General features: G+C 74.3%; 25 protein-coding genes and 1 pseudogene. 9 read left to right on the top strand and 17 right to left on the bottom strand.

Annotation, left to right across the window (positions count from 1 at the left end; all coding sequences use genetic code 11):
• Positions 1-4 precede the first annotated feature (4 nt).
• Positions 5-1,651: a phosphoglucomutase (alpha-D-glucose-1,6-bisphosphate-dependent) gene (gene pgm, locus ABEB06_RS38405; protein WP_345701591.1), complete on the bottom strand. Its 1,647-nt coding sequence runs from the start codon at positions 1,649-1,651 to the stop codon at positions 5-7.
• 243 nt (positions 1,652-1,894) lie between these two features.
• Between pgm and ABEB06_RS38400 the strand changes: the two genes are divergently transcribed.
• Positions 1,895-2,839, top strand: a complete 945-nt coding sequence (locus tag ABEB06_RS38400; protein WP_345701590.1) for an aminoglycoside phosphotransferase family protein — start codon at positions 1,895-1,897, stop codon at positions 2,837-2,839.
• 21 nt (positions 2,840-2,860) lie between these two features.
• Here ABEB06_RS38400 and ABEB06_RS38395 read toward each other — a convergent pair whose 3' ends face one another.
• From ABEB06_RS38395 to ABEB06_RS38375, 5 genes and pseudogenes are all read right to left on the bottom strand, one after another.
• Complete coding sequence (locus tag ABEB06_RS38395) at positions 2,861-3,109, bottom strand: hypothetical protein (protein WP_345701589.1); 249 nt, start codon at positions 3,107-3,109, stop codon at positions 2,861-2,863.
• A 113-nt stretch (positions 3,110-3,222) separates the two neighbouring features.
• A complete protein-coding gene (locus tag ABEB06_RS38390; RefSeq protein WP_345701588.1) occupies positions 3,223-4,023 on the bottom strand; it encodes an HNH endonuclease in 801 nt (266 codons plus the stop codon).
• Between the two features lie 73 nt (positions 4,024-4,096).
• Positions 4,097-5,100 (bottom strand): annotated as a pseudogene (locus ABEB06_RS38385) (IS5 family transposase).
• Between the two features lie 137 nt (positions 5,101-5,237).
• Positions 5,238-6,638 carry an oxygenase MpaB family protein gene (locus ABEB06_RS38380; protein WP_345701587.1) on the bottom strand — a complete coding sequence of 467 codons (1,401 nt, stop codon included), beginning with the start codon at positions 6,636-6,638 and terminating at the stop codon, positions 5,238-5,240.
• A 69-nt stretch (positions 6,639-6,707) separates the two neighbouring features.
• Complete coding sequence (locus ABEB06_RS38375) at positions 6,708-7,070, bottom strand: hypothetical protein (protein WP_345701586.1); 363 nt, start codon at positions 7,068-7,070, stop codon at positions 6,708-6,710.
• An 86-nt stretch (positions 7,071-7,156) separates the two neighbouring features.
• Here ABEB06_RS38375 and ABEB06_RS38370 point away from each other — a divergent pair, with 86 nt between their 5' ends.
• Entirely contained in the window at positions 7,157-7,450 is a 294-nt protein-coding gene (locus ABEB06_RS38370) for a DUF6959 family protein (RefSeq protein WP_345701585.1), read from the top strand.
• 146 nt (positions 7,451-7,596) lie between these two features.
• On the opposite strand, the gene ABEB06_RS38365 is transcribed toward ABEB06_RS38370, so the two are convergent.
• Positions 7,597-8,013 carry a hypothetical protein gene (locus ABEB06_RS38365; RefSeq protein ID WP_345701584.1) on the bottom strand — a complete coding sequence of 139 codons (417 nt, stop codon included), beginning with the start codon at positions 8,011-8,013 and terminating at the stop codon, positions 7,597-7,599.
• On the opposite strand from ABEB06_RS38365, the gene ABEB06_RS38360 reads away from it, so the two are divergent.
• Positions 7,994-8,323 (top strand): hypothetical protein, encoded by a 330-nt coding sequence (locus ABEB06_RS38360; RefSeq protein ID WP_345701583.1) that lies wholly within the window; start codon positions 7,994-7,996, stop codon positions 8,321-8,323. The genes ABEB06_RS38365 and ABEB06_RS38360 overlap by 20 nt on opposite strands.
• 57 nt (positions 8,324-8,380) lie before the next feature.
• Here ABEB06_RS38360 and ABEB06_RS38355 read toward each other — a convergent pair whose 3' ends face one another.
• Genes ABEB06_RS38355 through ABEB06_RS38340 form a run of 4 tightly spaced genes read right to left on the bottom strand, consistent with a single transcriptional unit; the run spans position 8,381 to position 12,792 of the window.
• Positions 8,381-9,631 carry an arginine deiminase gene (locus ABEB06_RS38355; protein ID WP_345701582.1) on the bottom strand — a complete coding sequence of 417 codons (1,251 nt, stop codon included), beginning with the start codon at positions 9,629-9,631 and terminating at the stop codon, positions 8,381-8,383.
• Positions 9,632-9,686: 55 nt separating this feature from the next.
• A complete protein-coding gene (locus ABEB06_RS38350; RefSeq protein ID WP_345702116.1) occupies positions 9,687-11,069 on the bottom strand; it encodes a basic amino acid/polyamine antiporter in 1,383 nt (460 codons plus the stop codon).
• A 2-nt stretch (positions 11,070-11,071) separates the two neighbouring features.
• Entirely contained in the window at positions 11,072-11,680 is a 609-nt protein-coding gene (locus ABEB06_RS38345) for a ribosomal maturation YjgA family protein (protein WP_345701581.1), read from the bottom strand.
• A gap of 29 nt (positions 11,681-11,709) precedes the next feature.
• Entirely contained in the window at positions 11,710-12,792 is a 1,083-nt protein-coding gene (locus ABEB06_RS38340; protein ID WP_345701580.1) for a hypothetical protein, read from the bottom strand.
• Between the two features lie 73 nt (positions 12,793-12,865).
• On the opposite strand from ABEB06_RS38340, the gene ABEB06_RS38335 reads away from it, so the two are divergent.
• Positions 12,866-13,429 (top strand): 2'-5' RNA ligase family protein, encoded by a 564-nt coding sequence (locus ABEB06_RS38335; protein WP_345701579.1) that lies wholly within the window; start codon positions 12,866-12,868, stop codon positions 13,427-13,429.
• A 69-nt stretch (positions 13,430-13,498) separates the two neighbouring features.
• Here ABEB06_RS38335 and ABEB06_RS38330 read toward each other — a convergent pair whose 3' ends face one another.
• The 4 genes from ABEB06_RS38330 to ABEB06_RS38315 form a co-directional block, all read right to left on the bottom strand.
• Positions 13,499-14,173 carry a lysophospholipid acyltransferase family protein gene (locus tag ABEB06_RS38330; RefSeq protein ID WP_345701578.1) on the bottom strand — a complete coding sequence of 225 codons (675 nt, stop codon included), beginning with the start codon at positions 14,171-14,173 and terminating at the stop codon, positions 13,499-13,501.
• A gap of 125 nt (positions 14,174-14,298) precedes the next feature.
• Entirely contained in the window at positions 14,299-15,132 is an 834-nt protein-coding gene (locus ABEB06_RS38325) for a maleylpyruvate isomerase family mycothiol-dependent enzyme (RefSeq protein WP_345701577.1), read from the bottom strand.
• 128 nt (positions 15,133-15,260) lie between these two features.
• A complete protein-coding gene (locus tag ABEB06_RS38320; protein WP_345701576.1) occupies positions 15,261-16,679 on the bottom strand; it encodes an aldehyde dehydrogenase family protein in 1,419 nt (472 codons plus the stop codon).
• A 114-nt stretch (positions 16,680-16,793) separates the two neighbouring features.
• Positions 16,794-17,111 carry a hypothetical protein gene (locus ABEB06_RS38315; protein ID WP_345701575.1) on the bottom strand — a complete coding sequence of 106 codons (318 nt, stop codon included), beginning with the start codon at positions 17,109-17,111 and terminating at the stop codon, positions 16,794-16,796.
• A 172-nt stretch (positions 17,112-17,283) separates the two neighbouring features.
• On the opposite strand from ABEB06_RS38315, the gene ABEB06_RS38310 reads away from it, so the two are divergent.
• Positions 17,284-18,924 (top strand): M4 family metallopeptidase, encoded by a 1,641-nt coding sequence (locus tag ABEB06_RS38310; RefSeq protein ID WP_345701574.1) that lies wholly within the window; start codon positions 17,284-17,286, stop codon positions 18,922-18,924.
• A 76-nt stretch (positions 18,925-19,000) separates the two neighbouring features.
• Here ABEB06_RS38310 and ABEB06_RS38305 read toward each other — a convergent pair whose 3' ends face one another.
• Positions 19,001-19,402: a pyridoxamine 5'-phosphate oxidase family protein gene (locus tag ABEB06_RS38305; protein ID WP_345701573.1), complete on the bottom strand. Its 402-nt coding sequence runs from the start codon at positions 19,400-19,402 to the stop codon at positions 19,001-19,003.
• 124 nt (positions 19,403-19,526) lie between these two features.
• Between ABEB06_RS38305 and ABEB06_RS38300 the strand changes: the two genes are divergently transcribed.
• From ABEB06_RS38300 to ABEB06_RS38285, 4 genes are all read left to right on the top strand, one after another.
• Positions 19,527-21,014, top strand: a complete 1,488-nt coding sequence (locus ABEB06_RS38300) for a DUF2252 domain-containing protein (protein WP_425559748.1) — start codon at positions 19,527-19,529, stop codon at positions 21,012-21,014.
• A gap of 165 nt (positions 21,015-21,179) precedes the next feature.
• Positions 21,180-22,370, top strand: coding sequence for a cytochrome P450 (locus tag ABEB06_RS38295; protein ID WP_345701572.1), 1,191 nt, complete (start codon positions 21,180-21,182; stop codon positions 22,368-22,370).
• A complete protein-coding gene (locus tag ABEB06_RS38290) occupies positions 22,367-22,612 on the top strand; it encodes a ferredoxin (protein ID WP_345701571.1) in 246 nt (81 codons plus the stop codon). Before ABEB06_RS38295 ends, ABEB06_RS38290 begins: the two co-directional genes overlap by 4 nt.
• A 135-nt stretch (positions 22,613-22,747) precedes the next feature.
• Positions 22,748-24,226 carry a M1 family metallopeptidase gene (locus ABEB06_RS38285; protein ID WP_345701570.1) on the top strand — a complete coding sequence of 493 codons (1,479 nt, stop codon included), beginning with the start codon at positions 22,748-22,750 and terminating at the stop codon, positions 24,224-24,226.
• 52 nt (positions 24,227-24,278) lie between these two features.
• On the opposite strand, the gene ABEB06_RS38280 is transcribed toward ABEB06_RS38285, so the two are convergent.
• On the bottom strand, positions 24,279-26,216 hold the full coding sequence (locus ABEB06_RS38280; RefSeq protein ID WP_425559747.1) for a glycoside hydrolase family 5 protein: 1,938 nt from the start codon (positions 26,214-26,216) through the stop codon (positions 24,279-24,281).
• Positions 26,217-26,229 lie beyond the last annotated feature (13 nt).

Here is a 26,229-nt window from a genome sequence, read left to right as displayed (position 1 = left end):
GGCCTCAGCCCTGGCCGAGCACCCCGGAGACCAGGGCCCGGGCCTCGTCCTGGACCTGGGTGAGGTGCTCGGAGCCGTTGAAGCTCTCGGCGTAGATCTTGTACACGTCCTCGGTGCCGGACGGGCGGGCCGCGAACCAGGCGTTCTCGGTGCACACCTTGAGACCGCCGATCGCGGCGCCGTTGCCGGGCGCCTCGGTGAGGATCGCGGTGATCGGCTCGCCGGCCAGCCGGTCGGCCTTCACCTGCTCGGCGGAGAGCTTGCCGAGCAGGGCCTTCTGCGCCCGGTCGGCGGGGGCGTCGACGCGCGCGTACGCGGGGTCGCCGAAGCGGGAGGTCAGCTCGCGGTAGTGCTCGGACGGGGTGCGCCCGGTCACGGCGGTGATCTCGGAGGCGAGCAGGGCCAGCAGGATGCCGTCCTTGTCGGTGGTCCACACCGAGCCGTCGCGGCGCAGGAAGGAGGCGCCGGCCGACTCCTCGCCGCCGAACGCGACCGTCCCGCCGATCAGCCCGTCGACGAACCACTTGAACCCGACCGGCACCTCGACCAGCTCGCGCTTCAGCTCGGCGGCGACCCGGTCGATCATCGAGGAGGAGACCAGGGTCTTGCCGATGCCCGCCGTGCCCGGCCAGTCGGCGCGGTGGCGGTAGAGGTAGTCGATGGCGACGGCGAGGTAGTGGTTGGGGTTCATCAGCCCGCCGTCGGGGGTGACGATGCCGTGCCGGTCGGCGTCCGCGTCGTTGCCGGTGGCGATGGCGTACTCGTCGCGGCGGCCGATCAGCGAGGCCATCGCGTACGGCGAGGAGCAGTCCATCCGGATCTTGGCGTCCCAGTCCAGCGTCATGAAGCGCCAGGTCGGGTCGGTCAGCGGGTTGACCACGGTCAGGTCGAGGCGGTGCGCCTCGGCGATCCGGCCCCAGTAGGCGACGGAGGCGCCGCCGAGCGGGTCGGCCCCGATCCGCAGGCCCGAGGCGCGGACCGCGTCGAGGTCCAGCACCGAGGGCAGGTCGTCGACGTACCGGCCGAGGTAGTCGTAGCGGCCGGTGGTGTCGGCGGCCAGCGCGCGGGCGTACGGCGTGCGGCGGACGCCGCTCAGGCCGGCGGCGATCAGCTCGTTGGCGCGGTCCTGGATCCAGCCGGTGGCGGCGGAGTCGGCCGGGCCGCCGTGCGGCGGGTTGTACTTGAAGCCGCCGTCGCGCGGCGGGTTGTGCGAGGGGGTGACCACGATGCCGTCGGCCTGCGGGCCGTTCGGGTGGGCGCGGTTGTGGGTGAGGATCGCCAGCGACACCGCCGGGGTCGGGGTGTACCCGTCGGCGCTGTCCAGCAGGACGGTGACGCCGTTGGCGGCCAGCACCTCCAGCGCCGTCGCACTGGCCGGCTCGGACAGGGCGTGGGTGTCGGCGCCGAGGAACAGCGGGCCGGTGACGCCCTGCGCGGCGCGGTACTCGCAGATCGCCTGGGTGGTGGCGGCGATGTGGTCCTCGTTGAACGCCGTGTCGAGCGAGGAGCCCCGGTGCCCGGAGGTCCCGAACGCCACCCGCTGTCCCGGCTCGGCCGGGTCCGGGTGCAGCGTGTAGTACGCCGTCACCAGGCGCGCGACGTCGATCAGGTCCTCGGGGGCGGTGGGCAGGCCGGCCCGCGGATGCACCATCAGGTCTCCTCCAACGAATCTTCGCGTTCGGTCCGCCGGGCGGCACTGACCGGCACGGCGCCAGGGTAACAACGCCGGGCGACGGGGCCGTGACGGCGCGATGGTCGTTCCGGCCGGGATCCGCGCGCTCCGGGGGCGCGTCGGCCCGGTGGGAGGGCGCACCGGTCGGGCGGCACTCCGGCATGTCCGGACGCGGGCTGTGGCAGCTTGGCCCGCGGCCGCCGCGGGCCGTACGGTGCACGGATGGTTCCGCTGCCCGAGGAGTTCACCCGCAGCACCGTCGACCGCGAGGGCCCGGCGGGCGCGGCCTGGCTCGCCGAACTGCCCGCCCTCGTCGACCGCTTGCTGCTGCGGTGGGACTGCACGCCGGACGGGGAGGTGCTGCACGGCGGGGTCGGCCTGGTCGTCCCGGTGCACAGCGCCCACGGGCCGGCCGTGCTCAAGGTCTCCTTCCCGCACCCCGGGAACGTCCACGAACCGGACGCGCTGCAGGCGTGGGGCGGGGAGGGGGCGGTCCGGCTGTACGCGCGCGACGACGCGCGGTACGCGATGCTGCTGGAGCGCGCCCACCCCACCACCCTGGCCGCGGTCGCCGACGGCGACGGCGACGGCGACGAGGTGCCGGAGACCGCCGGCCGGCTCAGCCGCCGCCTCGCCGTCCCCGCGCCGCCCGGGCTCCCCCGGCTCAGCGCGCAGGCCGACGGGTGGGAGGAGCAACTGCGCAAGGACGCCGCCGAGTTCCCCCGGGCACTGCCCGCCCGGGTGGTGGACGCCGCGGTGGCGACCGTCCGCGAGCTCGGCCGCGAGCAGCCGGCGACGCTGGTCCACGGCGACCTGCACGCCCGCAACATCCTGCGCGCCGAACGCGAACCCTGGCTCGCCGTCGACCCGAAGGGCCTGGCCGGCGACCCCGCGTACGACGCGGGCACCCTGCTCAAGTCCCGTGCGGTGGCGCTGATCGGGGCCGACGACCTGCCGGGCGCCGTCCGCCGCACCCTCGCCGTCTTCACCGGCGCCGCCGAGCTCGACCCGCACCGCACCGTGCGCTGGGCCCAGTTCCACGCCGTCCAGGCCGCCTACCACGGCCGTCGCCACGGCTTCCGGATCGCCCGCAGCGGCCCCGGTCTCGACTGGTTGACCGGCTTCGCCGACCGGCTGGCGGTCTTCCTCACGGACGAGATCCCGTGAGCCCGGGGCGCGGCGCGGCAGTCAGGCGACCTGCTGGTGCCCGTCCCCGTCCGCCGGGGCGGGCCCGTCGAGGCCGCGCTCGGCCTTGATCTCCTCCCAGGTGCGCGAGGTGCTCAGGTCCACTCCGCGATCGGCCAGGTCCAGCAGGACGTACGCGAGGGTCGGGTCCTCCAGCGCGGCGTCCCTGGCGGCGGCACGCAGCCCTTCGGCCTCCGTGGGGTCGAACACCATCCGCATCACGGCCTCCAACGCGTCGAGGTGACGGTGCATCGAGGCTAGCGCAGCATCGGCCCGCCCAGGAACGCCGTCCGCCCCACCGGCCGCGCGCTTCGCCTTCCGGGGGTGGTCTCCGATGGTGGTCGAGGCCGGCGGACCGGTTGCCGTCAGCCGTGCGCCAGCGCGTCCGCGTGCCGCTCGCGGGCGACCCGGGCGAACAGCGCGCCGAGCGCCGCCACCTGCCCGTCCTGCCCGCGGGTCTTGACGGCGTGGCAGTTCGGGCAGACCGCGATCATGTTGACGGGGTGGTCCCGACCGCCCTCCGCCAGCCCGTGGACGTGGTCGACCTCCAGGATGGGCTCCCCGTTGCGCCCGACCGCCTCGAAACCGGGGCTGAAGCAGTCGGGGTTCTCGCACCGCCCTCCGGACCGCTCCGTGACGAGCGCCCGGGCCGCCGCGGACCGTACGATCTCGGTCCCCGTCGCCGGCCGCCTCGCCGGCCCGGCGGCGGACTCCTGCGCCTCCAGCACCTCCACGCGCTGCCGGTAGCTGCGCGCCGCCGGAATCGCGGCCACCTCCTCGACCGGGCCCCGGTGCGAGGGCAGGTCGAGGAACCACTGCGGGTCGGGCATCCGCTGGAACCGGTCGACCGCGAACTCGTGCAGCTCCAGCCGCCGCTCCGCCCGCTCGATCTCCTCGTCGGTGAACAACTCGCTGAACCACGGCAGGCACACGGCGTACTCGATGCTCGCGTCCAACCGCCCCAGCATGGTCAGCTTCGAGAACCCGGAGGACACGTCACCGCCGGAGGCCAGCAGACGCTTGGCCGCGCCGACCGCGCCCCACTTCTTGACCATCAGCACGAACTGCGTGGGGTCGTACTTCAGACTCCGCAGTTCGTCTATTCCGCCGCTCACGTGCTTCTCGAACTCCGCTGCCAGCACGTCCTGGTGACCGCCGCCGCCCATGTGGGCCTCCTCCCCGACACCCGAGCCCCCTCGCGCGTCACCGGCCGATGCTAGGGAGCGTATTTGGTCGTGATCAATGGGTGGTCTTGGTGAGGTCCTTGATCCAGATCATCGCGCCGCGAAGCTGGAGGCCGGCGAGGTAGCTCTCGGGTGTCTTGTCGAACCGGGTGGCGATCCCCCGCCAGGCCTTCAGCCTGTTGATCAGGCGCTCGACGGTGTTCCGCTCTCTGTAGAGCTCGGCGTCGTGGCTGACGGGACGACCGCCTTTGCTGCCCTTCTTCCTCCGGTTGGCGGCCTGGTCCTTCTTCTCCGGGATGACCGCTTTGATGTGGCGTTTGCGCAGGTAGGCGCGGTTTCTGCGGGACGAGTAGGCCTTGTCCCCGGCGACCGCGTCGGGCCGGGTGCGGGGGCGGCCGACCGGCCCGCGGACCCGGACCTTCTTCAGCACGGGGATGAACTGCGGGCTGTCGGCGGCCTGCCCCTCGGTCAGAACGAACACCAGCGGGCGGCACCTGCGCTCGCCGGCGATGTGGACCTTGCTGGTCTGACCGCCCCTGGAGCGCCCGAGCAGGGCAGCCTTCAGGCGGAGCTTGCGTCTGCGTCGGACACGCCGCCGCTCGTCCCGCTCCGGGTCGTCCGTGGCGCCCTGCCCGTCTTGTCCTTCCGGGCCGCCCCCTTTTGCCGGGCCTTCTCCGCCTCCTCGGCGGCCTTCTCCAGGTCGGCGAGCGTGTCGGGGTCGAGGTGCATCCCCGCGGCGTCGTGGTGGGCCCGGACGGTGGTGGAGTCCACGCTGACCAGCGACAGGTCCACCTCACCCCGCTTCACGGCCTCCGCGATCGCACCTTCCAGCAGGGCCTCGAACACCCCGGCGTCCCTCCACTGCCGGAAGCGGTTGTGGACCGTCGACCAGGCGCCGAACTCGCTCGGCACCTCCCGCCACTGGCCGCCCGTCCGAAACCGCCAGATCACGCCCTCGAACTGCCGACGCAGCCGCTCGGGGTACGGGCCGTACTCGCCGATCGGCAGGTACGGCTCGATGAACTCCCACTCGGCATCAGTCAGTTGCACTCGCGTCACACAACACGATCTACCGGACCAGGGCCCACCGCGAGGGCGAAACCCGCAAATTGATCACAACCAGATACGCGCCCTAGTGCCCGCGCCGCCCCGAGGACGGCCGGGCCGCCGTATCGATCCGGGCTGACCGGCGGGCGTCAGGGGCGGCCGAGGAGTTGGGTGCCGGCGACGCTGTCGGTGTCGTGGGCGGTGAAGAACTCGGTGAAGCCGCGGACGAACTCCTCCTCGGTGATCCGGCCGTCGCCGTCGGCGTCGAGTTGGTGGAAGCCGTGGGTGAGTTCGGCGGGGTGCACGCGGGAGCCGCCGAACAGGGTGCGGTACTCGTCGGCGCAGAGCAGGCCGCTGCCGTCGAGGTCGGCGGCGCGGAACATGGCGCGGACGGCGACGTGCAGGCCGTCGCGCAGGTAGTCGGGGTCGCGGTCGGCGCCGGCCAGCATGGCGGTCACGAACTCCTCGCAGGAGATCTCGCCGTCGCCGTCGGTGTCCGTGGAGGCGAGCAGGTGGCGCCACCAGGAGTCGAAGGCGGCGTACACGGCGGATTCGCCCTTCTGGTCGAGTTCCAGCGGCCAGCAGGTGTTGTGGGCCATCGCGGCGAAGTCGGCGGCGGTGAGGCGGCCGTCGCCGGTCTGGTCCATGACCTGGTGGAAGAAGGCGGTGAGCCGGGCCGGCCGGCTGTCGCGGCGCGGGGCTCGCACCGGCCGGGGCACCCTGGCGGCCGACCGGGAGCGTTCGCCGCTGGGCTGGGTGCGGTACCGGAGCCGGTCGGGCAGCCGCTCGGCGATCAGGCGGGCGGCGCGGTGGACCGTCCAGGACAGCGCGGCGGCGGCGCGGCTGCGCGACAGGCCGGTTTTGGCCCGGAACTCCGGCGGCAGGTCGGCGAGGGTGAGCGCGGTGAGGAAGCGGGCGACGCCCCGGCGCAGCAGTGGCCAGGCGGGGCGGAGCCGGCCGAGGCGGCGCGGGGCGGGTGCCCGGGTGAGGACGGTGAACAGCATGTCCCGCGCGGTGGGGGTGAGTTCGAGGGTGTCGCGGATGGTGCGGCGGATGTAGTCCGGGACGTCGGCGGCGGTGGGCGGGTAGAGCTCGTCGGGGAGCGCGAAGGCCTCGCACACCTGCCGGAACTCCCGGTACAGCCGGTCGAGTTCGGCCGGTCGCAGAGGGCGGCCGGAGAGTGCGGGCAGCGCGGTCATCGCCTCGTACAGGGTGACCAGGACCCAGACGCGGACGGCCGGGTCGAGTGCGGTGCAGGGGCGGCCGTGCGCGTCGACGCCCTCGATCCGGCGGTGGCTGCGTTCCAGCCGTTCGATCTCGCGTCGCAGGGCTTCGCGGTCGGAGAAGAACAGGCGCCGGCCGCTGTCCATGGTGTGTTCGATCCGCCGCCAGGGGTGGCTGCGGTAGGTGGAGAGCTGCCCCACGCCCGCGTCGACAGCGGGGTGGGCGTTCTGCAGGACGAGCAGGCGCCAGGCGACCAGGGCGATCCGCTGCTCGCCGAGGGTGCGGCGGAGCAGGGAGTCGGCTCCCGGCAGTGCGGTGTCGGTCATGTCCGGCCCCCCCGATGGGTCGTCAGGCTGCTCGCGGGGAGGCACAACCGTGGGCCGCCCCCGCGCCGGTCACTCTAGGTGTCCACCGGCCCCGGAACCGCCCTTCACCAGGGAAAACCACTCCCCCGTGTGATCATGACGGAAGCTCAGTCCCACCAGAGGGACTACCGGTCGCCGCCGCGACCAGGCCGATCCGCAGGTCCGGCTGAGCGGCGCCGGCAGCAGCGGCCACAGCCCGGTCTGCGGATGCAGGCGGTGGAGCTGTTCCCACAGCCCGCGGGGCGCGGGACCGTCGCTCAGCCGGAGCACCGGCTGGGCGCCCTCCTCGTGGTCGTCCGGCCTCACCGGCCGTCCGGGCGGCAGGAGTCCGGCCGCCGCGGCCGGCTTCCCGGCGGGCAGCAGGCGGCGCAGGCCGCGCAGGGCGTCGGCCATGCGCACAAGCCGGCGACCGCCGACGACGAGCCGCGCCGGCGGGAAGTCGTTTGCTCCCTGGCCGCCCCGCCTGGTCGGATGGCGCGATGGAGAAGGTCGAGGTCGAGCAGTTCGGTGGCGGGGGCAACGGGGCCGTGGTGCGGATGCCGGGCCGCCGGTTCCCCGGCGTGGTGGTGCAGGGCGACTCCCTGTTCGCCCTCCGCGAGGAGGTGGCGGAGATCCGCGCCGCGTGCGCGCGGGGCGACCTCGACGAGGCGACGGACTGCGCCGGGTTCCTGCTGGCCGACCTGGACGGCATGCTGACGGCCTACGAGGCCGAGCTGACCCGCCACGGCATCCCCCTGCCGTACCCCGCCCGGAAGCCGCCCGCCGACGCATGACCTCGGCGGGCGGCTTCCGGGCGGGGGTGTCCAGGCACCGGACCTGCTCCGCCGGGCTCTCCGCCGGGCTCTCCGCGGGGCCCGGCACCGTTGGCGGCGCTCGGGGTGGATCCGGACCTCGTGGGGCCCGGGCGCTCCCGGACGGGTTAGTCGCGGGTGCCCCGGGGCCCGGTACTGGTGAGCATGGAGGGGTCTGCCCAGTGCCGGGTGGGCGGGGTCGTGGAGGTGGAGGTGGCTGGGATGCGGGTGCGGAGCGCGCGGGGTGCCGCGGGGCGTGGGTCGGGAGGCCGGCGGGTCGCGGTGGGGGCCGGGGTGCTGGCGTTGTTGGTGCCGGCGGTGGCGGCGTGCGGGAGCGACGGGTCGTCGTCTCCGGCGTCGACGCCCGGTTCGTCGCTGACGGCGGCTCCGAACCCGTCGAACTTCTCCGGCTCGCCGCCGTCGGCGCTGGCCTCGGCCGCGTCGTCGGCGCTCGCTTCGGCGGAGGCCGCGCAGTCGTCGGCGGAGGCGGCGGCGTCCTCGTTCGCGGCGTCGGGTTCGGAGCAGGTGGACGCGAGCCGGACCAAGGCGACCGAGGTGCTGCAGGCCGCCCCGGGCGAGGGCAACGCGATGGGCGACGTCGTGATCACCGGCGTGCCGAGGACGACGACCGGCGGTCTGCACGCGGCGATCGTGACGATCACCAACTCGACGAACGCGACGGCCTCGTACGCGGTGCAGGTGGCGTTCAAGGACGAGGCCGGGCAGGTCGCGGACACCACCGTGGTGTGGGCGGAGAACCTGGCGGCCGGGCAGAAGGCGCAGCCGGTGGCGTTCAGCCGCAAGCCGGCGGACATGAAGCTGGTCGCGGTGGTCACCAAGGCCCAGCGGTACTGACGCCCCGCGTCCCCGGCGGGGTCGGAACCGCCGGGGACCGACGCACGCACGGGCCGGTCAGAAGTCGACGGGTTCGCGGATCAGCGGGCAGGTCATGCAGTGGCCGCCGCCCCGGCCGCGGCCGAGTTCGGCGCCGACGATGGTGATGACCTCGATCCCGGCCTTGCGCAGCAGCGTGTTGGTGGTGGTGTTGCGGTCGTAGGTGACCACGACGCCGGGTTCGAGGGCGACGGCGTTGTTGCCGCTGTCCCACTGCTGGCGCTCGGAGGCGTACGCGTCGCCGCCCGTCTCGATCACCCGCAGCGCGGGGAGGCCGAGGGCGGCGGCGACCACGTCGGTGAAGCGGCGGTTCCCCTCGTCGACGACGTCGACGCCGGGGGCGGTGTCGGACGGGTGCAGCGAGAAGGTGTGCACGCCGTCCATGATCGTGGGGTACAGGGTGACGGTGTCCCGGTCGGCGAAGGTGAAGACGGTGTCCAGGTGCATGGCGGAGCGGAGCCTGGGCATACCGGCGACGACGACCTGCCGGGCGGCGCCCCGGGCGAAGAGCGCGGCGGCGACCTGGGTGATGGCGTGCCGGGAGGTGCGCTCGCTCATGCCCATCAGCACGACGCCGTTGCCGACCGGCATGATGTCGCCGCCCTCGAAGGTGGACTGGCCCCAGTCCTGTTCCGGATCGCCCCACCACACCGTCGAGCCGGCGAAGTCGGGGTGGAACAGGTAGACGGCCTTCATCAGCAGCGTCTCGTCGTGCCGGGCGGGCCAGTAGAGCGGGTTGAGGGTGACGCCGCCGTAGAGCCAGCAGGTGGTGTCGCGGGTGTAGATGGTGTTGGGCAGCGGCGGCATCAGGTACTCGCGCACGCCGGTCGCCTCGCGGGCCAGCGCGAGGTAGCCGGAGCGGTACTCCTCCGGCAGGTCGGCGGTGGCGAGGCCGCCGATCAGGTACTCGGCGAGCGGGGCGGGCTGCAGGCTCTCCAGGTAGGCGCGGGTGGGGTCGACCAGGCCGAGTCCGACCTGGTTGGGGACGATCTTCCGGTCCAGCAGCCAGTCGCGGGCGCCGGGCACGGCGAGGGTCCGGGCCAGCAGGTCGTGCAGCTCCACCACCTCGATGCCGCGGCCGGTCAGCTTGTTGACGAAGTCGAGGTGGTCGCGCTGCGCGTTCTCCACCCACATCACGTCGTCGAACAGCAGGTCGTCGGCGTTGCCGGGGGTCAGTCGGCGGTGGGCCAGGCCGGGCCGGCACACCAGGACCTTCCGCAGCCGGCCGACCTCGGAGTGGACGCCGAGCGGGGAGGCGGTGGTGGTCATGCGGGATTCCCTTCACAGCGGGCGGCGCGGGCGGCCGAAGACGGCGGACGGGGGGTCACAGGCTGATCCAGCCGGCGGCCAGGGCGACCACGCCGACCAGCGCGCCCGCCGTGGAGACCACCAGGACGACCAGGTCGCGCGGCGAGAACAGCCGGCGGTTCTGCTCGCGGCGGGCCATCACGAACAGCACGGTGGCCGGCGCGTACACGATGAAGGAGACCAGGACGAACTTCAGCCCCGCCGCGTACACCAGGAACGCCGTGTAGACGGTCGCCAGGCCGGCCACCAGCAGGTCGGCGGTCCGCCCGGCGGGGACGCCCGGCGTCCCGGTGTCGCCCGCCCGGGCGACGCGTACCGCGTAGGCGGCGGCCAGCAGGTACGGGATCAGGCTGAGCGCGCTGGTGAGGTCGAGCGCGAAGTTGAAGGCGTCGTCGGAGAAGGCGGTGACCACCAGCACGACCTGCGAGAGCAGCGTGGTCATCAGCAGCGCCGGCACCGGCACGTCCTCGGCCGTGGCACGGGCCAGGAAGCGCGGCATGTCGTGGTCCTTGGCGGCCACGAACAGCACTTCGGCGGCCATCAGCGTCCACGCCAGGTACGCGCCGAGCACCGAGACGATCAGTCCGACGCTGACGAACACCTCGCCCCAGGTGCCGACCGCCGCCTCCAGCACCCCGGCCATGGACGGCTGGCGCAGCTGGGCGATCTCGGCCATCGGCAGCAGGCCGTACGAGACGATGGTGACCGAGGCGAAGATCGCGAAGACGCTCAGGAAGCCGAGGATCGTCGCCCGGCCGACGTCCGAGCGGCGCTTGGCGTGGCGGGAGTAGACGCTGGCGCCCTCGATGCCGAGGAAGACGAAGACGGTGGCCAGCATGGTGCCGCGCACCTGGTGGAAGAGCGAACCCGCGTAGTCCGCGCCCGCGAAGTTGTCGGCGAAGACGTCCGCGTCGAAGTAGAACAGCGCCAGCACGATGAACACCAGGATCGGCACCAGCTTGGCGACCGTGACGATCCGGTTGATCGTGGTCGCCTCCTTGACCCCGCGCCGGATCAGCAGGAAGAACAGCCACAGGCCGATCGAGGACAGCACGATCGCCAACGCCGTGTCACCCTCGCCCAGCGCCGGGGCGATCGCACCGACCGTCGACATGATGAGCACCCAGTACGTCACGTTGCCGACGCACGCGCTCGCCCAGTACCCGAACGCCGAGAAGAACCCCAGGTACTCGCCGAAGCCCGCCTTCGCGTAGGCGTACACGCCGGCGTCCAGGTGCGGCCGGCGCACCGCCAGGGTCTGGAACACCAGGGCCAGCATCAGCATGCCGGTGCCGGCGATCGCCCAGGCGATCAACGCGCCGGCGACGCCGGTCTCCTGGGCGAAGCGGCGCGGGAGCGAGAAGACGCCGGCGCCGACCATCGAGCCGACCACCATCATGGTCAGCGTCGGGAGAGCGAGCTTCGCCGCGCCGGCCGTACCGCTCTCCGGCGCGGCCGTCGACGTGCTGTCCTCTGCCACCCGCTGCTCCTCTCCGCACGGCGGGACGCGTTCGGCGAGAAGCTACCAACCGATGTCTGATTCGATCCGAATCGCGCATCCGTGGGCGTTTTGCGGGCTTGCCCGCCTCGGCGGCGGCGCGCGGCGGCGGCCAGGGCGGCGTGCGCGGCGGCGGCCAGGGCGGCACCGGCCGCGTACCAGAGCAGGTCGGGGGCGTTGAAGGTGGTGCCGAGGACCAGACGGGCGAGCGTCGAGCGGCCGGCCAGGGCGGCCGGCAGACCGGTGAGCTGGGCCAGTTCGACACCGGCGCTCAGCGCGAAGGCGAGGCCGGCGGCGGGCAGCGGGCGGACGCGCGGGGCCGCGGCGACGATCAGGGTGTGCAGCAGCACGGTGTACAGGCAGTCGCCGACGGGCTTGGCGACCGGGCCGCTGCCCGCGTACGTGACGACGAGTCCGGCGGCGACGGTGAGCAGGGCGGCCGCCGCGGCGGTGAGGCGGACGGCGGCGGGGCGGACGGCGGCGGGGCGGACGGCGGCGGCCTGGCGGGTCACGGGGGCGGGCACCTCGGGGCGGGGTCGGTTCAGCTGTCCCCGCGGGAGCGCGAGCGCCGGCGGAACACGGCGGCGAGCAGGGCGACCGCGCCCACGGCGATGAGGATGCCGGTGGAGCGGCTCCCGGTTCCTTGGCCCGGGGCGGTGGCGCCGCCGGCCGGCGCGGCGCCCGGGGAGGCGGGCCCCGACGCGGTCGGCGCGGGGGTGGTGGGGGTGGCGGTGGCCGCGCTGTCGGGGAGCTTGTCGCCGCTGAGCGGGACGCGGGTGACGGTGCTGTTCTTGCCCTCGGTCCCGTACAGCACCGAGCGGCCGTCGGGCGCGAAGGTGACCGACTCGCCCTGGCGCTGGAAGGGCAGCTCCACGCTGCCCAGGCGCTGCGGGGCGGCGCCGCCGTCCTTCCAGCGGTACTCCTCGGCGAAGAAGTAGCCGCGCAGCAGGAGCCGGGTGCCGTCCGGGGAGAACGCGCCGTCGGTGACCCACGGGACGTCGGCGATCCGGCGGAAGGTGTTCACCCCGGTCGCCGAGAGCTTCTCCGGGCCCTGGTAGAGGCCGCCGGTGCGCTCGTTCTTGCTCGCGATGTACGCCCGGCCGGTGCCCGGGTGGATCATCAGCGCCTCTGCGTTGCGGGGGCCGTCCTCGTACCGCACCCGGTAGCGGGTGGCGTCCACGGTCTGGTCGCGGAGCTCGGCGGGCTCGGCGAAGCGGTAGATCCACACCTCGCTCCAGCTGCCGTCCAGGTTGTCGCCGATGTCGCCGAGGTAGAGCGCGCCGTCCGGCCCGAGCGAGATCGCCTCGACGTCACGGGGCTTGATGCCGCGCAGGGTGACGGTGGCGACGGTCCTGCCGGTGGAGTCGACCGCGTAGACGTACGGGCCGTCGTCGCTGTCGTTGTGCGTCCAGTAGACGCCGGGGTGCGCGCGGCTCGCGGCGAGGCCGCTGGACTCGGTGATCCTGGGGTCGCCGATGGTGAACTCGGTCCGGGAGCCCTCGGCCGCGGCCGGCTGCACGCTCGGCAGCAGGGCCAGCCCGGACGCCGCGAGCAGCGCGGCGGTGCGTCGGACGAGGTGGAGGCGTCGGACGCGTCGGCGGCGAGGCACGGAGCCCTCGGTCATCATCACGTCCTCCAACCAACCACACCGCCGACCCGGTGCGGGACAGTCCTCGGACAAGATCTACCGTAGCCGGGTGCAGACGATCGAATTGACCTGCGAACCGGCGCTGGACCGGGCCGTGCGGGCGGTGTGGCGGCAGCTGGCGGACGGCGGCGTCGACAGCGTCGCCGACAACCCGCACCCGGGGCACCGGCCGCACCTGACGCTCGCGGCGTGCGGGGCGATCACGCCGGACGCGCTGGAGCGGGTGCGCGCGGTGCTGGGCGGGGCGGTGCCGGTGGCGGTGCGGCTCAGCGGGCTGCTGACCTTCAGCGCCCGCAGCCGACGCCGGGTCCTGACCTGGGGCGTGGTGCCGAGCCCCGACCTGGTCGACCTGCACCGCGCGGTGTGGCAGGAGCTGGCCACCGCCCCCGACCCCGACGAGCACTACCTCCCCGGCCGCTGGATGCCCCACCTCGGCCTGACCCGCCGCCTCGAACCACCCGCCCTCACCCTGGCCCACGACATCCTGGGCCGCCACCCCGACCTCACCGGCGCCTTCGACGCCGCCCGCACCTTCGACTCGGACCGGCAGCAGACCACCTGGCTGACGCCGGTCCGGACGGTCCCCGAGGTCAGCGGCGCCCAGCACCCGTGAATCTGCCGGGCCGCGAATCCGCCTTCGACGCGTGGATCCCGCACGTCGACGACCCGGGCCCGCACGGGGCTACGCGGCTTCGTCCGGCCCGGTGCCGCGGCGGGCGGGGAGGTGCTGTTCCGCGGCGCGCCAGGCGGTGGTGACGGCGTGGTGGGCGGTGGTGGTGGCCTCGGTGATGTCGGCGGAGAGGTGGAGGGGCGCGCCGAGGTGGACGTGGAGGGCGGGGCGGCGCAGGGGGGCGGTGGCGAAGCCGGCGATCTGCTTGGCGGTGCTGCCCGAGCTGAGGCGGCGGGCGCCGCACTGGCCGAGCGGGACGACCGGGGCGCCGGTCATCGCGGCGAGGCGGGCGAGGCCGGTGCGGAAGGCGGTCGGTGCGGCGTCCAGGGGGTCGCGCCGCTCGGGCAGGCCGCCCTCGCCGTAGATCAGGACGACGCGGCCGTCCGCGAGGGCCGCCGCGGCGGCGTCGAGGGCGGCGGAGGCGTGGGCCGTGCCGCGGTGGACGGGGATGTGGCCGCCGGCCCGCAGGACCCGGCCGAGCACCGGCACCCGCCACAGGCCGGCGGTCGCCATGACGACCGGCTCGGTGCCGACCTCGCGCAGTGCGGCGAGCACCACCCCGGGGTCGGCGAGCGAGCTGTGGTTGGCGACGACGATGCTGCCCGGGGCGACGGGGCCGGACACCTCGGAGCTGACGGACAGCCGGCCGAGCACGGGGACCAGGACGGCAGCGATCCGGGCGAGCATGGGGCACGGCTCCTTCGTGGCGCGCGGCCGGTGCGGTCGCCCGGCCACCGGGTGCGGGGTGGTGCCGCCATCGTGCCGGAGGGGCCGGGCCGGGCGCCTGAGTAGCGGTACTCATCCGCTCCCGGTCAGGGGGCCGTGAAGAGGCTCGGGAAGCGGGCGGCCAGCCAGGGGCGGCGGCCCCAGGCGAGGACCTTGCCGCGGGTGAGCGCGTCGGTGGCGGTGTAGCGGCCGAGGGCGATGAGCAGGAAGGCGACCGGCTCGGTGAGGATGGTGCAGTCCGCGCGGCGCGGCGGCTCCTGGCCGACCTCGGCGGCGCCGTCGGTGAAGGTGACGGCGAAGCCGCCGAGGCCCCGGACCCGCAGCCGGTAGCAGGCGCTGTGCCCGGCGGCGGCGCGCGCGTCCACGACCAGCGGCATGGCGGTGCGCAGGAACGGCATGGTCAGTTCGACCCGGCGCCGGTCGATGGGGTGGGGCCGTCCGAGCGCGACGGCGATGTCGTACAGGTGGCCGAGCATGTGGGTCAGCAGGTAGGCGCCGAGGGTGTCGAGGTCCATCGGGCCGAGCGGGGTCACGACGGGTTCGGTGCCGGAGCGTCGGCCCGCGGCCGCGGTGAACTCCCGGGCGTGGCGGGCGATGTCAGCGGCGAGGACGGCGGGGTCGCGCTCCGGCAGCTCGGCGAGCGAGGCCGCGTTGGCGGCGGCGAGCGAGGCGGGGGTGCCGTCGCCGTACGGCCGGTCCTCGCCGGCGGCCAGGCCGGCCATCAGCTCGTTGGCCATGGCGAGGTGGGCCGCCGCTTCGGCCACCGTCCAGGTGGCACCGGGTACCGGGGTGGCACCCCGGCGGTCGCCGAGCAGGGGGACGGCGGCGTCGCCGACGGCGGTGATCGCCTCGAAGAGCGCGGAGCGCTCGACGACGGGTGCGGCGGGGGCGGGGGAATTCCGGCTGTTCGGGAGGGTCATGGGGGTGAAGAGTGGCCGACCGCCGCACCGCTGTCCAGACCCGGGGCCGGACCCGGACGCGGCATGGCGGTCAGGGCCCGGCACGGCGGTCAGGGCCCGGCACGGCGGTCAGGGGACGGGTCGGCGGGTCAGAACTGCAGGGACTTGGTGTGCAGGTACTCGGCGAGGCCGTGGGTGCCGAGTTCGCGGCCGATGCCGGAGGACTTGTGGCCGCCGAAGGGGGCGAGCGGGTTGAAGCGGCCGCCGTTGATGTCGACCTGGCCGGTGTCCATGCGGAGGGCGAAGGCGACGGCGGTGTCCTGGTCCGCGGCCCAGACGCCGCCGGCGAGCCCGTACTGGGTGCCGTTGGCGAGTTCCAGGGCGTGCTCCTCGTCGCGGTAGGCGAGGATCGACAGGACCGGGCCGAAGACCTCCTCCTGGGCGACGGTCATGTCGGCGGTGACGTCGGCGAGCACGGTGGGGCGGACGTAGTGGCCGCGCTCCAGGCCGTCGGGGCGTTCGGGACCGCCGGCGACCAGGCGGGCGCCCTGGTCGAGGGCGCCCCGGATGTAGCCGCGGACGCGCTCCAGCTGGCGGGCGTTGACCAGCGGGCCGAGGCGGGTGGCGGGGTCGGTGGGGTCGCCGGGGGTGTACTTGGCGGCGGCCTTGGCGGCGAGTTCGACGGCCTCCTCGTACTGGTCCTGGTGGACCAGCAGGCGGGTCCAGGCGCTGCAGGTCTGGCCGGAGTTGGCGAAGGCGTTGGCGACGTTGACGTTGACGGCGCGGGTCAGGTCGGCGCCGGGGAGGACGACGTTGGCGGACTTGCCGCCGAGTTCCAGGGCGACCCGCTTGATGCCGCGTCCGGCGGTCTCGGCGACGGTCCGGCCGACGGCGGTGGAGCCTGTGAAGGAGACCAGGTCGACGTCCGGGTGGGCGGCGAGGGCCGCGCCGGCGACCGCGCCGGCGCCGGTGACCAGGTTGAACACGCCGGGCGGGAAGCCGGCCTCGTCGACGATCCGGGCGAACAGGCGGGCGACCAGCGGGGTGTCCTCGGCGGGCTTCAGGACGACGGTGCAGCCGGCGGCGAGGGCGGGGACGACCTTGGCGACGATCTGGTGGAGCGGGTAGTTCCACGGGGTGATCGCGGCGACCACGCCGACCGGTTCGGCGTGGACGACGGAGTTGCCGACCCGTTCCTCGAAGGCGTACCCGGCGAGGATCTCCAGGTAGGAGGAGGCGACGGCGAGCGGCAGGCCGGCCTGGACGGCGGTGGCGAAGCCGATCGGGCTGCCGAGTTCGGCGGTGACGGTCCCGGCGATCTCGGCCTGGGCGGCGGCGAGTCCGTCGCGCAGGCGGGTGAGCGCGGCCAGCCGCTCCTCGCGGCCGGTGGCGGCCCAGCCGCGGGCGGCTGCGCGGGCCGCGGCGACGGCGGCGTCGATGTCGGCGGCCGCGCCGGCGGGGACGGTGGCGATGACCGTCTCGGTGGCGGGGTCGACGACCTCGATGGCGCCGCCGTCGAGCGAGGGCCGCCAGGCACCGCCGATGTACTGATCCGCGTGCTGCTGCACCACAGCCGTTCCTCTCCTCGGGGCGGGCACCGTTTAATTAGCAATGCTAGTTAATGCCGTCCCCGCCCCGGAAGCAAGGGCCCCCGTCGCCGCGCGGCCCGAGGCCGGCGCCGGTCAGCAGTAGCGGTCGAGGAAGACCATCCGCCGACCCTCGGCGGAGCCGAACTCGTACGCGACGTGGAACACCTCGCCGCGCCCGTCCTCCAGCCCGCGCTTGACCGTCTGCCAGAACGTGCGCCGGTCGGTGTCCGCGACCACCGCGAGGTGCTCGGGGTCGGGCCACCCGAGGTAGCCCTCCAGCACGGTGTGCGCGGTGAGGACGAGCCGCTTGGCGGCGCGCAGGTCGAGCGGGCCGCGGACGAAGTGCCAGCGGTTGTCGTCCGGGTCCAAGAGTTCGATCACGCCGTACGGCGGCGTGCGGTTGTTCGACACGGTGTCAGTTTCGCACGCCGATTTCCGCCCCGGCTCTGGACGCCGGGTGTCCTGGACATGTAAAACGACTGTCCCACTGTGCTTCTCAGGTTCGGCGCCACGCTCCCTCCCTCCGGGGACGGGCGGCACCCCGCGCCTGCTCCCCGGGCTCCCCCACTTCCAGAGGAGTCCGATGCGCACCAGCATCCGCACCACCGCGATCGCCACCGCCGTCGCCCTCGCCACCGGCACCCTGGTGGCGGCCGCCGCGCCCTCCGCGCCCGGCGACCGGGCGGCGGGCCGCCCGAGTCCGGCGACGGCGGTGGCCCGGGCCCAGGCGGCGGTGGACGCGCACAGCACGCAGCTGGCCGTCACCGCCGCGCAGGGCCGGACCGTCCGCGACGTGGTGGTCGACGCGGACGGCACCCAGCACGTCCGGTTCGACCGCAGCTACCGGGGGCTGCCGGTGATCGGCGGCGACCTGGTGGTGCACCTGACCCCGGGCGGCGCGTTCCGGGACGCCGACCGGGCGGCCGGCGGCGATCTGGCGGTGCCGAGCACCACCCCGGCGGTGGGTGCGGACGCGGCCGCCGCACAGGCGGGCGGCGCGCTGCGGCAGGCGGTGCCGGGCGCCCGCGAGACCTCCGGCGGCTCCGCCCCGCAGCTGGTGGTGGACGCCGCGCACGGCGCGCCGCGACTGGCCTGGCAGACCACCGTCGCGGGCACCGACTACCTGGGCAACCCGGTGGCGCGGACGGTGCTGACCGACGCCCGCAGCGGCGAGCGGATCGCCGACTGGGACGGCCTGGAGACCGCCGCCGGCGACGGCCGGTCCCTCTACAGCGGGACGGTGGCGCTGGAGACCACCCAGTCGGGCAGCAGCTACCAGCTGAAGGACCCGAACCGGGGCAACACCTACACCGGCGACGCGGCCAACAAGACGGACCTGTGCTTCGGTTCGATCTGCTTCAGCCGGGCGCCCGCCACCCTGTTCACCGACGCGGACAACCACTGGGGCACCGGCGCCGACGCCGACCGGGCCACCGCCGCGGTCGACGCGCAGTACGGCACCGACACCACCTGGGACTACTACAAGAACGTGCACGGCCGCAGCGGCATCGCCGGTGACGGCAAGGGCTCGTACAACCGGGTGCACTACGGCAGCAACTACAACAACGCCTTCTGGCAGGACAGCTGCTTCTGCATGACGTACGGCGACGGGGACGGGACGACCTTCGGTCCGCTGGTGTCGCTGGACGTGGCCGGGCACGAGATGTCGCACGGCGTGACCTCGCGCACCGCGAAGCTCAACTACTCCGGGGAGTCCGGTGGGTTGAACGAGGCGACCTCGGACATCATGGGCACCCTGGTCGAGTGGTACGCGGGCAACGCCGACGACCCGGGCGACTACCTGATCGGCGAGGAGATCGTGAAGTCCGGCTTCGGCAAGGCGGCGCTGCGCTTCATGGACCAGCCGTCGAAGGACACCAAGTCGGCGGACTGCTGGAGTTCGAGCGTCGGCAACCTCGACGTGCACTACTCCTCGGGCGTGGCCAACCACTTCGCGTACCTGCTGGCCGAGGGCAGCGGCGCCAAGGTGGTCAACGGGGTGTCGTACAACAGCCCGACCTGCAACGGCGCGTCGGTGACCGGCATCGGGCGGGACAGGCTCGGGGCGATCTGGTACCGGGCGCTGAGCGTCTACATGACCTCGACCACCAACTACGCGGGTGCCCGGACCGCGACGCTGAGGGCGGCGACCGACCTGTACGGTGCGTCGAGCGCGGAGTACGCGGCGGTGGCGGCGGCCTGGTCGGCGGTGTCGGTCGGCTGATCCGGAGCCGGTCCGCCGGCGGGCGCCGCGGGGCGGGGGTCGACACCCCCGCCCCGCGGCGTGTCCCGGGCTGCTCTCAGGCGCGCCCGAGGGCGCGGTCGACGGCGATCTCGATCACCACGCGCTCCGGGTTCTCGCGCGGCTGGCGGTAGCGCTCGGCGTAGCGCCGGACCGCGTCGGCGACCGCCGCCGGGTCGTCGCGGACCACCGCGAGGCCCTCCAGGGTCGACCAGCGGGCCCGGTCGACCTGGCAGAGCGCGACCCGCAGGCCCTGCTCGCCGGCCGCGAGGACGTTCTGCACCTTGCGGCTGGCCCGGCTGCTGATCACCCGGGCGGTCAGCGTCCGCGGGTCGAAGGTCGCGCCGACCGGGACGACGTGCGGGGTGCCGTTCGGGCGCAGGGTGGTCAGTGTGCAGAGCTGGTACTCGCGCCAGAAGGCCAGGTAGTCGTCGTCGAGGGCGTGCAGGTCATGGGCCATGTCGGCATGTTACGTGGGCAATGTCGAGGGCGGTCACCGGGACCCGGTAGGTTTCGGCCGCGGCCGGAACCGAACGCCGCGCGCCGGCGTCGGTCCGGTAAGACGAACGGAACGGAGTCCGGTGGTGGGGTTGGCAGGGACGGCGGAGGCTGTGGCGGGCGGGCTCGGGGAGGGCGGCGCGGCACGGCTGCGCAGCGGCCGGGACGGGGCGCCCGGACCGCGGGTCGGCGCGGTGGCGGGGTTCGCGCCGTGGCCGCCGGAGGGCAGCGGGAAGGCCCGCGGCAAGGCGCTGCGCGAGCGCACCCCGCGCGAGGCGCACGCGCTGCACGCGCCGGCGGCCGGTCGGCCGAGTGTGGCGACCGCCGTCGAGGAGGCCAACGCGGGGCGCCTGCCGCACCTGGTGCCGATAAGGATCGGCCGGATGGCGGCCTCGCCGTTCGCGTTCCTGCGCGGCTCCGCGGGTCTGATGGCACACGATCTGGCCACCACCCCGACGACCGGGGTGGTCGCCCAGCTGTGCGGTGACGCGCACGCCGCCAACTTCGGCCTCTACGGCGACGCCCGGGGCCGGCTGGCGGTCGACATCAACGACTTCGACGAGACCGTGCCGGGCCCCTGGGAGTGGGACCTCAAGCGGCTGGCCGCCAGCCTGGTGCTGGCCGGCCGGCAGGCCGGGGCGGACGAGGACACCTGCCGGCGGGCGGCGTTCGACTCGGTCGGCTCGTACCGGCGGACCATGCGGCGGCTGGCCAAGCTCTCCGCGCTGGACGCCTGGAACGCCATCCCCGACGACCAGCTGGTGACCCTGACCGAGGCGCACGAGCTGAACGAGGTGCTGGCGGCGGTGTCGGCGAAGGCACTGCGCAACACCAGTGCCAAGTTCGCCGCGAAGTCCACCGACCGCACCGAGGACGGCGGTTGGCGCTTCGTGGCGGCGCCGCCGGTGCTCAGCGAGGTGAGCGACACCCGGGCCGCGCGGGTCGCGGAGTCGCTGGCCGCCTACCGGGAGACCGTCCCGGCGGAGCTGCAGCCGCTGCTTGCCCGGTACAGCGTGCAGGACGTCGCCTTCCGGATCGTCGGCACCGGCAGCGTCGGCACCCGCTCGTACGTGGTGCTGCTGGTCGACCAGCGGGAGCAGCCGCTGGTGCTCCAGGTGAAGGAGGCGCGGGCGTCGGTGCTGCTGCCGCACCTGCGGCGGGCCGGTTTCCCGGTCGCCGCGGCGGCCGGGGCGGACGGGCACGAGGGCCGCCGCGTGGTGCTCGGGCAGAAGCGCATGCAGGTGGTCAGCGACGTGCTGATGGGCTGGACCACGGTGGACGGGCTGCCGTACCAGGTGCGGCAGTTCCGCAACCGCAAGGGCAGTGTGGATCCGGCCGCGCTGCTGCCCGCGCAGCTGGACGACTACGGGCGCCTGACCGGCGCGCTGCTCGCCCGGGCGCACGCCCACACCGCGGACGCGGCGACGGTGGCGGGGTACTGCGGCAAGGACGAGCGCCTGGACGAGGCGGTCGCCGCGTTCGCGGTGGCCTACGCCGACCAGAGCGAGGCGGACCACGCGGCGCTGCTGGCGGCGGTCCGGGCGGGCCGGCTGCCCGCCGAGACGGGCGTCTGACCGCCTCCCGGCCCCGGCCGCTGCCCGGACGTCCCGTCAGGGGTGGTTCGTGCAGCGGCTGTTGGCTGGTTTGCGTCCTTCTCGCGGGGACGGGTGCGCCCGTACGGTCGGGGGCGGGTCTGCGGTTCCGCAGCTCCCTCGGCCGCACTCGCCTGGAGGACGGATTTGACCACCGCCGACACGCCGCCGCTCGTCCCGTTGCACTGCCTGCGGCACGCCGAGCCGGGCCCGCCGCGCCTGGTCGCCCTGCCGACCGGCACTCCCGCCTGGTTGGTGACGCGGCACGCGGACGTCCGGCAGGTGCTGGCCGACCCGCGGATCAACCGCTCGTCGCTGTACGCCGCGGGCGCGCCGCCGGTCACCGTGACGCCGAACATCCTGGACGACCCGGACTCCCTGCTCAACAGTGACGGGCCGGAGCACCAGCGGATCCGCCGGACCGTGCAGCGGGCGTTCACCCCGCGCGCCATCGAGCGCTGGCGGCCGTGGGTGTCGGGCGTGGTGGACACCCTGGTCGAGGAGCTGGTGGCGGCGGGGCCGCCGGTGGACGCGGTGGCGAACTTCACCCGTCCGCTGCCGGTCGCCGTGATCAGCCGCCTGATGGACCTGGACGGGCTGGACCTGGAGCGCCTCGCGCACTGGAGCGACCACGCGCTGTCGGTCACCGCGTACTCCGCCGAGGAGATCGCCACCGCGATGCGGGAGTTCGGCGAGTTCGGCTACCAGCTGCTGACCGAGCGCCGCAAGAGCCCGGGCGAGGACCTGGTGAGCAGCCTGGTCCAGGCGGCGGACCAGACCGGCGGGGTGAGCGAGCAGCAGCTGACCGCGCTGGTCTGCGGGCTGGTGGTGGCGGGGCACGAGACCACGATGACCTCGCTCGGCAACGCGCTGGTGTACCTGCTGGACCGGGACCGTGCGGCGTGGCGGCGGATCGGCGCCGACCCGGAGGCGGCGGCCGCGGCGACCGAGCAGATCCTGCGCCGGATCCCGCTGGGCGACCGGGACGCGCTGCCGGGGATGCTGCGCCGGGCGGTGGAGGACGTGGAGGTCGGCGGGGTGCTGATCCCGGCGGGCGCGGTGGTCGCGGCGGACACCACCGCCGGCAACCACGACCCGCTGGTGTACCCGGCGGAGGAAACTGACCTGTTCGGGCCGTTGGCCGGGCCGAGCCTGACCTTCGGCGCGGGCCCGCACCACTGCCTGGGCGCGTGGCTGGCCCGGATGGAGCTGGAGCTCGGCCTGCACAAGCTGGCCCGCCGGGTGCCGGGGATGCGGCTGTCCGCGCCGGTGGACTCGATCGAGTGGCGGCAGGGCCTGCTGACCCGCAGCCCGCTGTCCCTGGGGCTGAGCTGGTGAGCGGGGGCGCGGAGGGCCCGGGTGCGGTGCTGGTCGAGGTCGACCGGGTCAGGTGCGTGGGCACGGGGCTGTGCGCGGCGACGGCGCCGGACGACCTGGCGCTGGGCGCGGACGGGCGGGCCGAGGCCCGGCCGGGCCCGGGTGCGGGCTCGGCGGAGCTGACCGAGGCGGCGGAGATGTGTCCGGTGGAGGCGATCAGCGTGCGGCTGGCGGCCACCGGGGAGCGGATCGCACCGTTGTGACGCCGTGTCACCGCCCCGTGAAGTGACGTGAACATTTCATAACGACGCGCCCGGGAGCGAGTGAACCGGTGCGGCCGGGGACAGGGTTCGACGTACCGTCAACCATCCGATCCTCGACCGCACCGGAGGACCCCCGTGCGCACCAGGACGCTCCTCGTCGCCGCGGCCACGGCCGTACTGCTGCTGGCCTCTCCCGCGACCGCCGCCGCCCCCGCCGCGGGCGCCGACGGCGTCGGCGACAGCTACTACCCGACCTACGGCAACGGCGGGTACGACGTCTCGCACTACGACATCCGGCTGAAGTACCAGCCCGCCACCGACCGGCTGGAGGGCACCACCACGATCCTGGCCACCGCCACCCAGGACCTGTCCCGCTTCGACCTGGACTTCGCGCTGGACGTCTCCGAGGTGCTGGTCAACGGCCGCCGGGCGGCCTTCGCCGGCAGCGGCGAGCAGGAGCTGGTGGTCACCCCGGCCGCCCCGCTGCGCAAGGGCGAGCGGGCCACCGTGGTGGTCCGCTACGCGGGCACGCCGTCGGCGGTGAAGCGCTACGGCTTCACCGCGTGGCTGCGCACCCCGGACGGCGGGGTGGCGGCGGGCGAGCCGGAGGCGGCGTGGTGGTGGTTCCCGAGCAACGACCACCCGTCCGACAAGGCGACCTTCGACGTGTCGGTGCTGGTGCCGGACGGCACCCAGGCGATCAGCAACGGCGTGCTGGTCTCCCAGCGCTCGCAGCTCGGCTGGACCCGCTACAGCTGGCGCGAGGACAAGCCGCAGGCCACCTACCTGGCCACCCTCGCCCTCGGCCGCTTCGACGTCACCACCTCGACCACCGCCGGCGGCCTGCCGGTGGTCAACGCCTACAGCCGCGACCTGGGCGACAACGAGGGCGCGGCGCGGGCCAGCGTGGAGCGCACCGGCGAGCTGGTCGACTGGCTGAGCGGGTACTTCGGCCCGTACCCGTTCTCCTCGGCCGGCGGCTACGTGCCCAACGTCCCGACCCGCTTCGCCCTGGAGAACCAGACCCGGGTCTTCTACAGCCCCCGGCAGTTCGCCTCCGGCTCCAACACCTCGGTGGTGGTGCACGAGCTGGCCCACCAGTGGTTCGGCGACAGCGTCTCGCTGCAGCGGTGGAGCGACATCTGGCTGAACGAGGGCTTCGCCCGGTACGCGCAGTACCTGTGGTCGGAGCACGAGGGCGAGGGCACGGCCGCCGAGCTCGCCGACTGGGTCTGGTCCTCGCACCCGGCCGACGACCCGTTCTGGACCGTGCGGCCGGGCGACCCCGGCGCGGAGGGCCAGTTCGACCTCGCGGTGTACGACCGCGGCGCGGCGGCGGTGCAGGCGCTGCGCGCGGCGGTCGGCGACGAGTCCTTCTTCGCGATCCTGCGCGGCTGGCAGTCGGAGCACCGCTACGGCAACGCCACCATCGCCCAGTTCCGCGCGTACGCCGAGCGGGTCTCGGGCAAGCCGCTGGCCGAGCTGTTCGACACCTGGCTGTTCACCCCCGCCAGGCCCGCGGCCGCGCCCTCGGGCGCCCCGGCCGCCGCCTCGCTCGCCGCGAAGGCCGAGCCGCGCTCCTGGCAGAAGATCCACCAGGTCGAGCACCGCTGACGGTCCGTCCCTCCCTTCCGGCGGGCGGCCCGCCGGAAGGGAGGGCTGCCGGTCAGGCCAGCGGCCGGCAGAGCAGCGCGTCGGGTGCTCCGCCGTGGCTCCACTTCCAGGTGAAGGCGACCCCGGCGAGGTACTCGCTGTCGGCGCACTGGCCCTTGTAGTGGCCGGGTGCCCAGTCGCTGGCCACCGAGCCGCCGGTGGCGGGCCGGTTGTCGCCGTGGTCGAACCAGACGTTGCGGCCGGTCAGCGGCAGCGGCCTCGCGGAGGGCGCGCAGAGCAGGGTGGCCATCGCGTTGCCGCTGACGCCGTAGCCGACGACGAAGGTGCCGTCCGGGCACTGCAGCTTGTTGTAGCCGCTCGCCCAGTCGCCGTGGGTGACGTACCGCTCGTCGGTGACCGCCGTCCACTCCCCCGCCGCCTTGGCGGGCCCGCCCGCGTCGGTGCACAGGCCGCGGTTGGAGCTGCGGGCGAGGGCGACCAGGCGCTGGGTGTCGGGGCAGTTGCCCTTGCGGTGGCCGTACGCCCAGTCGGGCCTGGCGCGCATGGTGAGGGACAGGTTCTGGTCGCCGAAGTCCAGGTCGACCATGTTCCACCGCTCGGGCTGGGCGACGGCACCGGTCCTCCCGGCGGCGCCGGTCAGCTTCGCCCAGTCGGCGGCCCGCCAGTCGCCGCCGTCCAGCAGCCCCGACCGGCGGCCGGCGGCGTCGTAGGAGAGCAGCGCCCAGCTGTCGTTCGGGGTACCGTCGGCGCCGGCCCAGCCGACCACCGGCCACTGGGCGAAGTCGGTGTCGTTCTTCACCAGGATGTCGGTGAAGGTGTCGAACCAGGCCTTCTCCTTGGCGTTGTCCGAGCCGCGTCCGGCGGCACCGAACTCGCTGATCCACACCGGCGCGGTGAAGTGCTGGCCGGACTGCGTGACGAACAGCGCCTCGTCGTCGACCACCTGGGCCAGCTGCTCGGGCGTGAAGTCCTGGTAGCGCGGGTCGTTGGTGGACCCGAGGCCGCTGCCCGCACCGGTGTTGGCGGGCCCGGTGTAGGCGTAGAAGTGCGCGGCGTACACCAGCTTGCCGCTGCGGATCAGCGTGTTGGAGAGGTTGCGGACCGGGGTGAGCATCGGCCGGCCGTGGCTGAACAGCGCGGAGGGGATGCCGTACCAGTTGATGCCCTCCATCACGACCAGCATGTCCGGGTCGGCCTCCAGGATCCGGTTGCCGGCCTCCTCGAACGCGGCGTACTCGTCGTGGCCGTCGCCCCAGCCCCAGTTGGGGTCGTCCCAGGTGTCGCGGCGCACCTCGTTGCGCAGGTCGGCGCCGACCACCCGCTTGTTCTCCTTGTACCGGTCGACCAGGAACACCCAGTCGTCGATCCACGCCTGCGCGGACTGGCCGCTGTTCCAGCGCTCGTTGCCGTCCAGGCCGCAGCAGAACCGGTAGCTGGTGGTGTGGTTGTTGAGGATCACCGCGAAGCCGTCGGCGGTGAGCGCCGCCACCACGGCGTCGTACACCTGCAGCGGGGTCCTCCCCTTCAGCTGCGGGTTGGCGGCGACGGCGGAGTCCGGGACGGGCGCGGTGTCGTGGATCATCGCGTTGGCGAACGGCAGGCGGACGCTGTTCAGCCCGAGCGCGCGGAAGTCGGCCGTCAACTGCGCCAGCGGGACGCGGTCCAGGCCGAGCGGGATGTTGTGCGAGACCTGCCGGGCCTGGTTGTTCGCCGGGTCGTTCGGATCGCCGCTGCCCTCCCAGGTGCCCTGGGCGCCGGCCCAGTTGCCGGCCTTCAGCTTGAAGCGGTTGCCGCCCGCGTCGACGACGTACCGGCCCCGGGTGGAGAGCGGGCCGGTCCAGGAGTCGGAGAGCTGCGCGGCCGTCGTGGCGGCTGCGGGAGCGGGTGGTTCGGCCGCCGCGACCGGGGTGACGGCGGCGGCGACCAGGGCCGCGGCGAGCACGGCGGCCAGGCCGGCGGTTCGGACGATGCGCACGGTGGTTCCCTCCATGGGGCGGGAGCGG

This window comes from Kitasatospora terrestris (genome assembly GCF_039542905.1).
Lineage (GTDB): Bacteria > Actinomycetota > Actinomycetes > Streptomycetales > Streptomycetaceae > Kitasatospora > Kitasatospora terrestris.
Note: the sequence above shows the minus strand (reverse complement) of the source record. Positions and strands in the feature narration are given on the sequence as shown.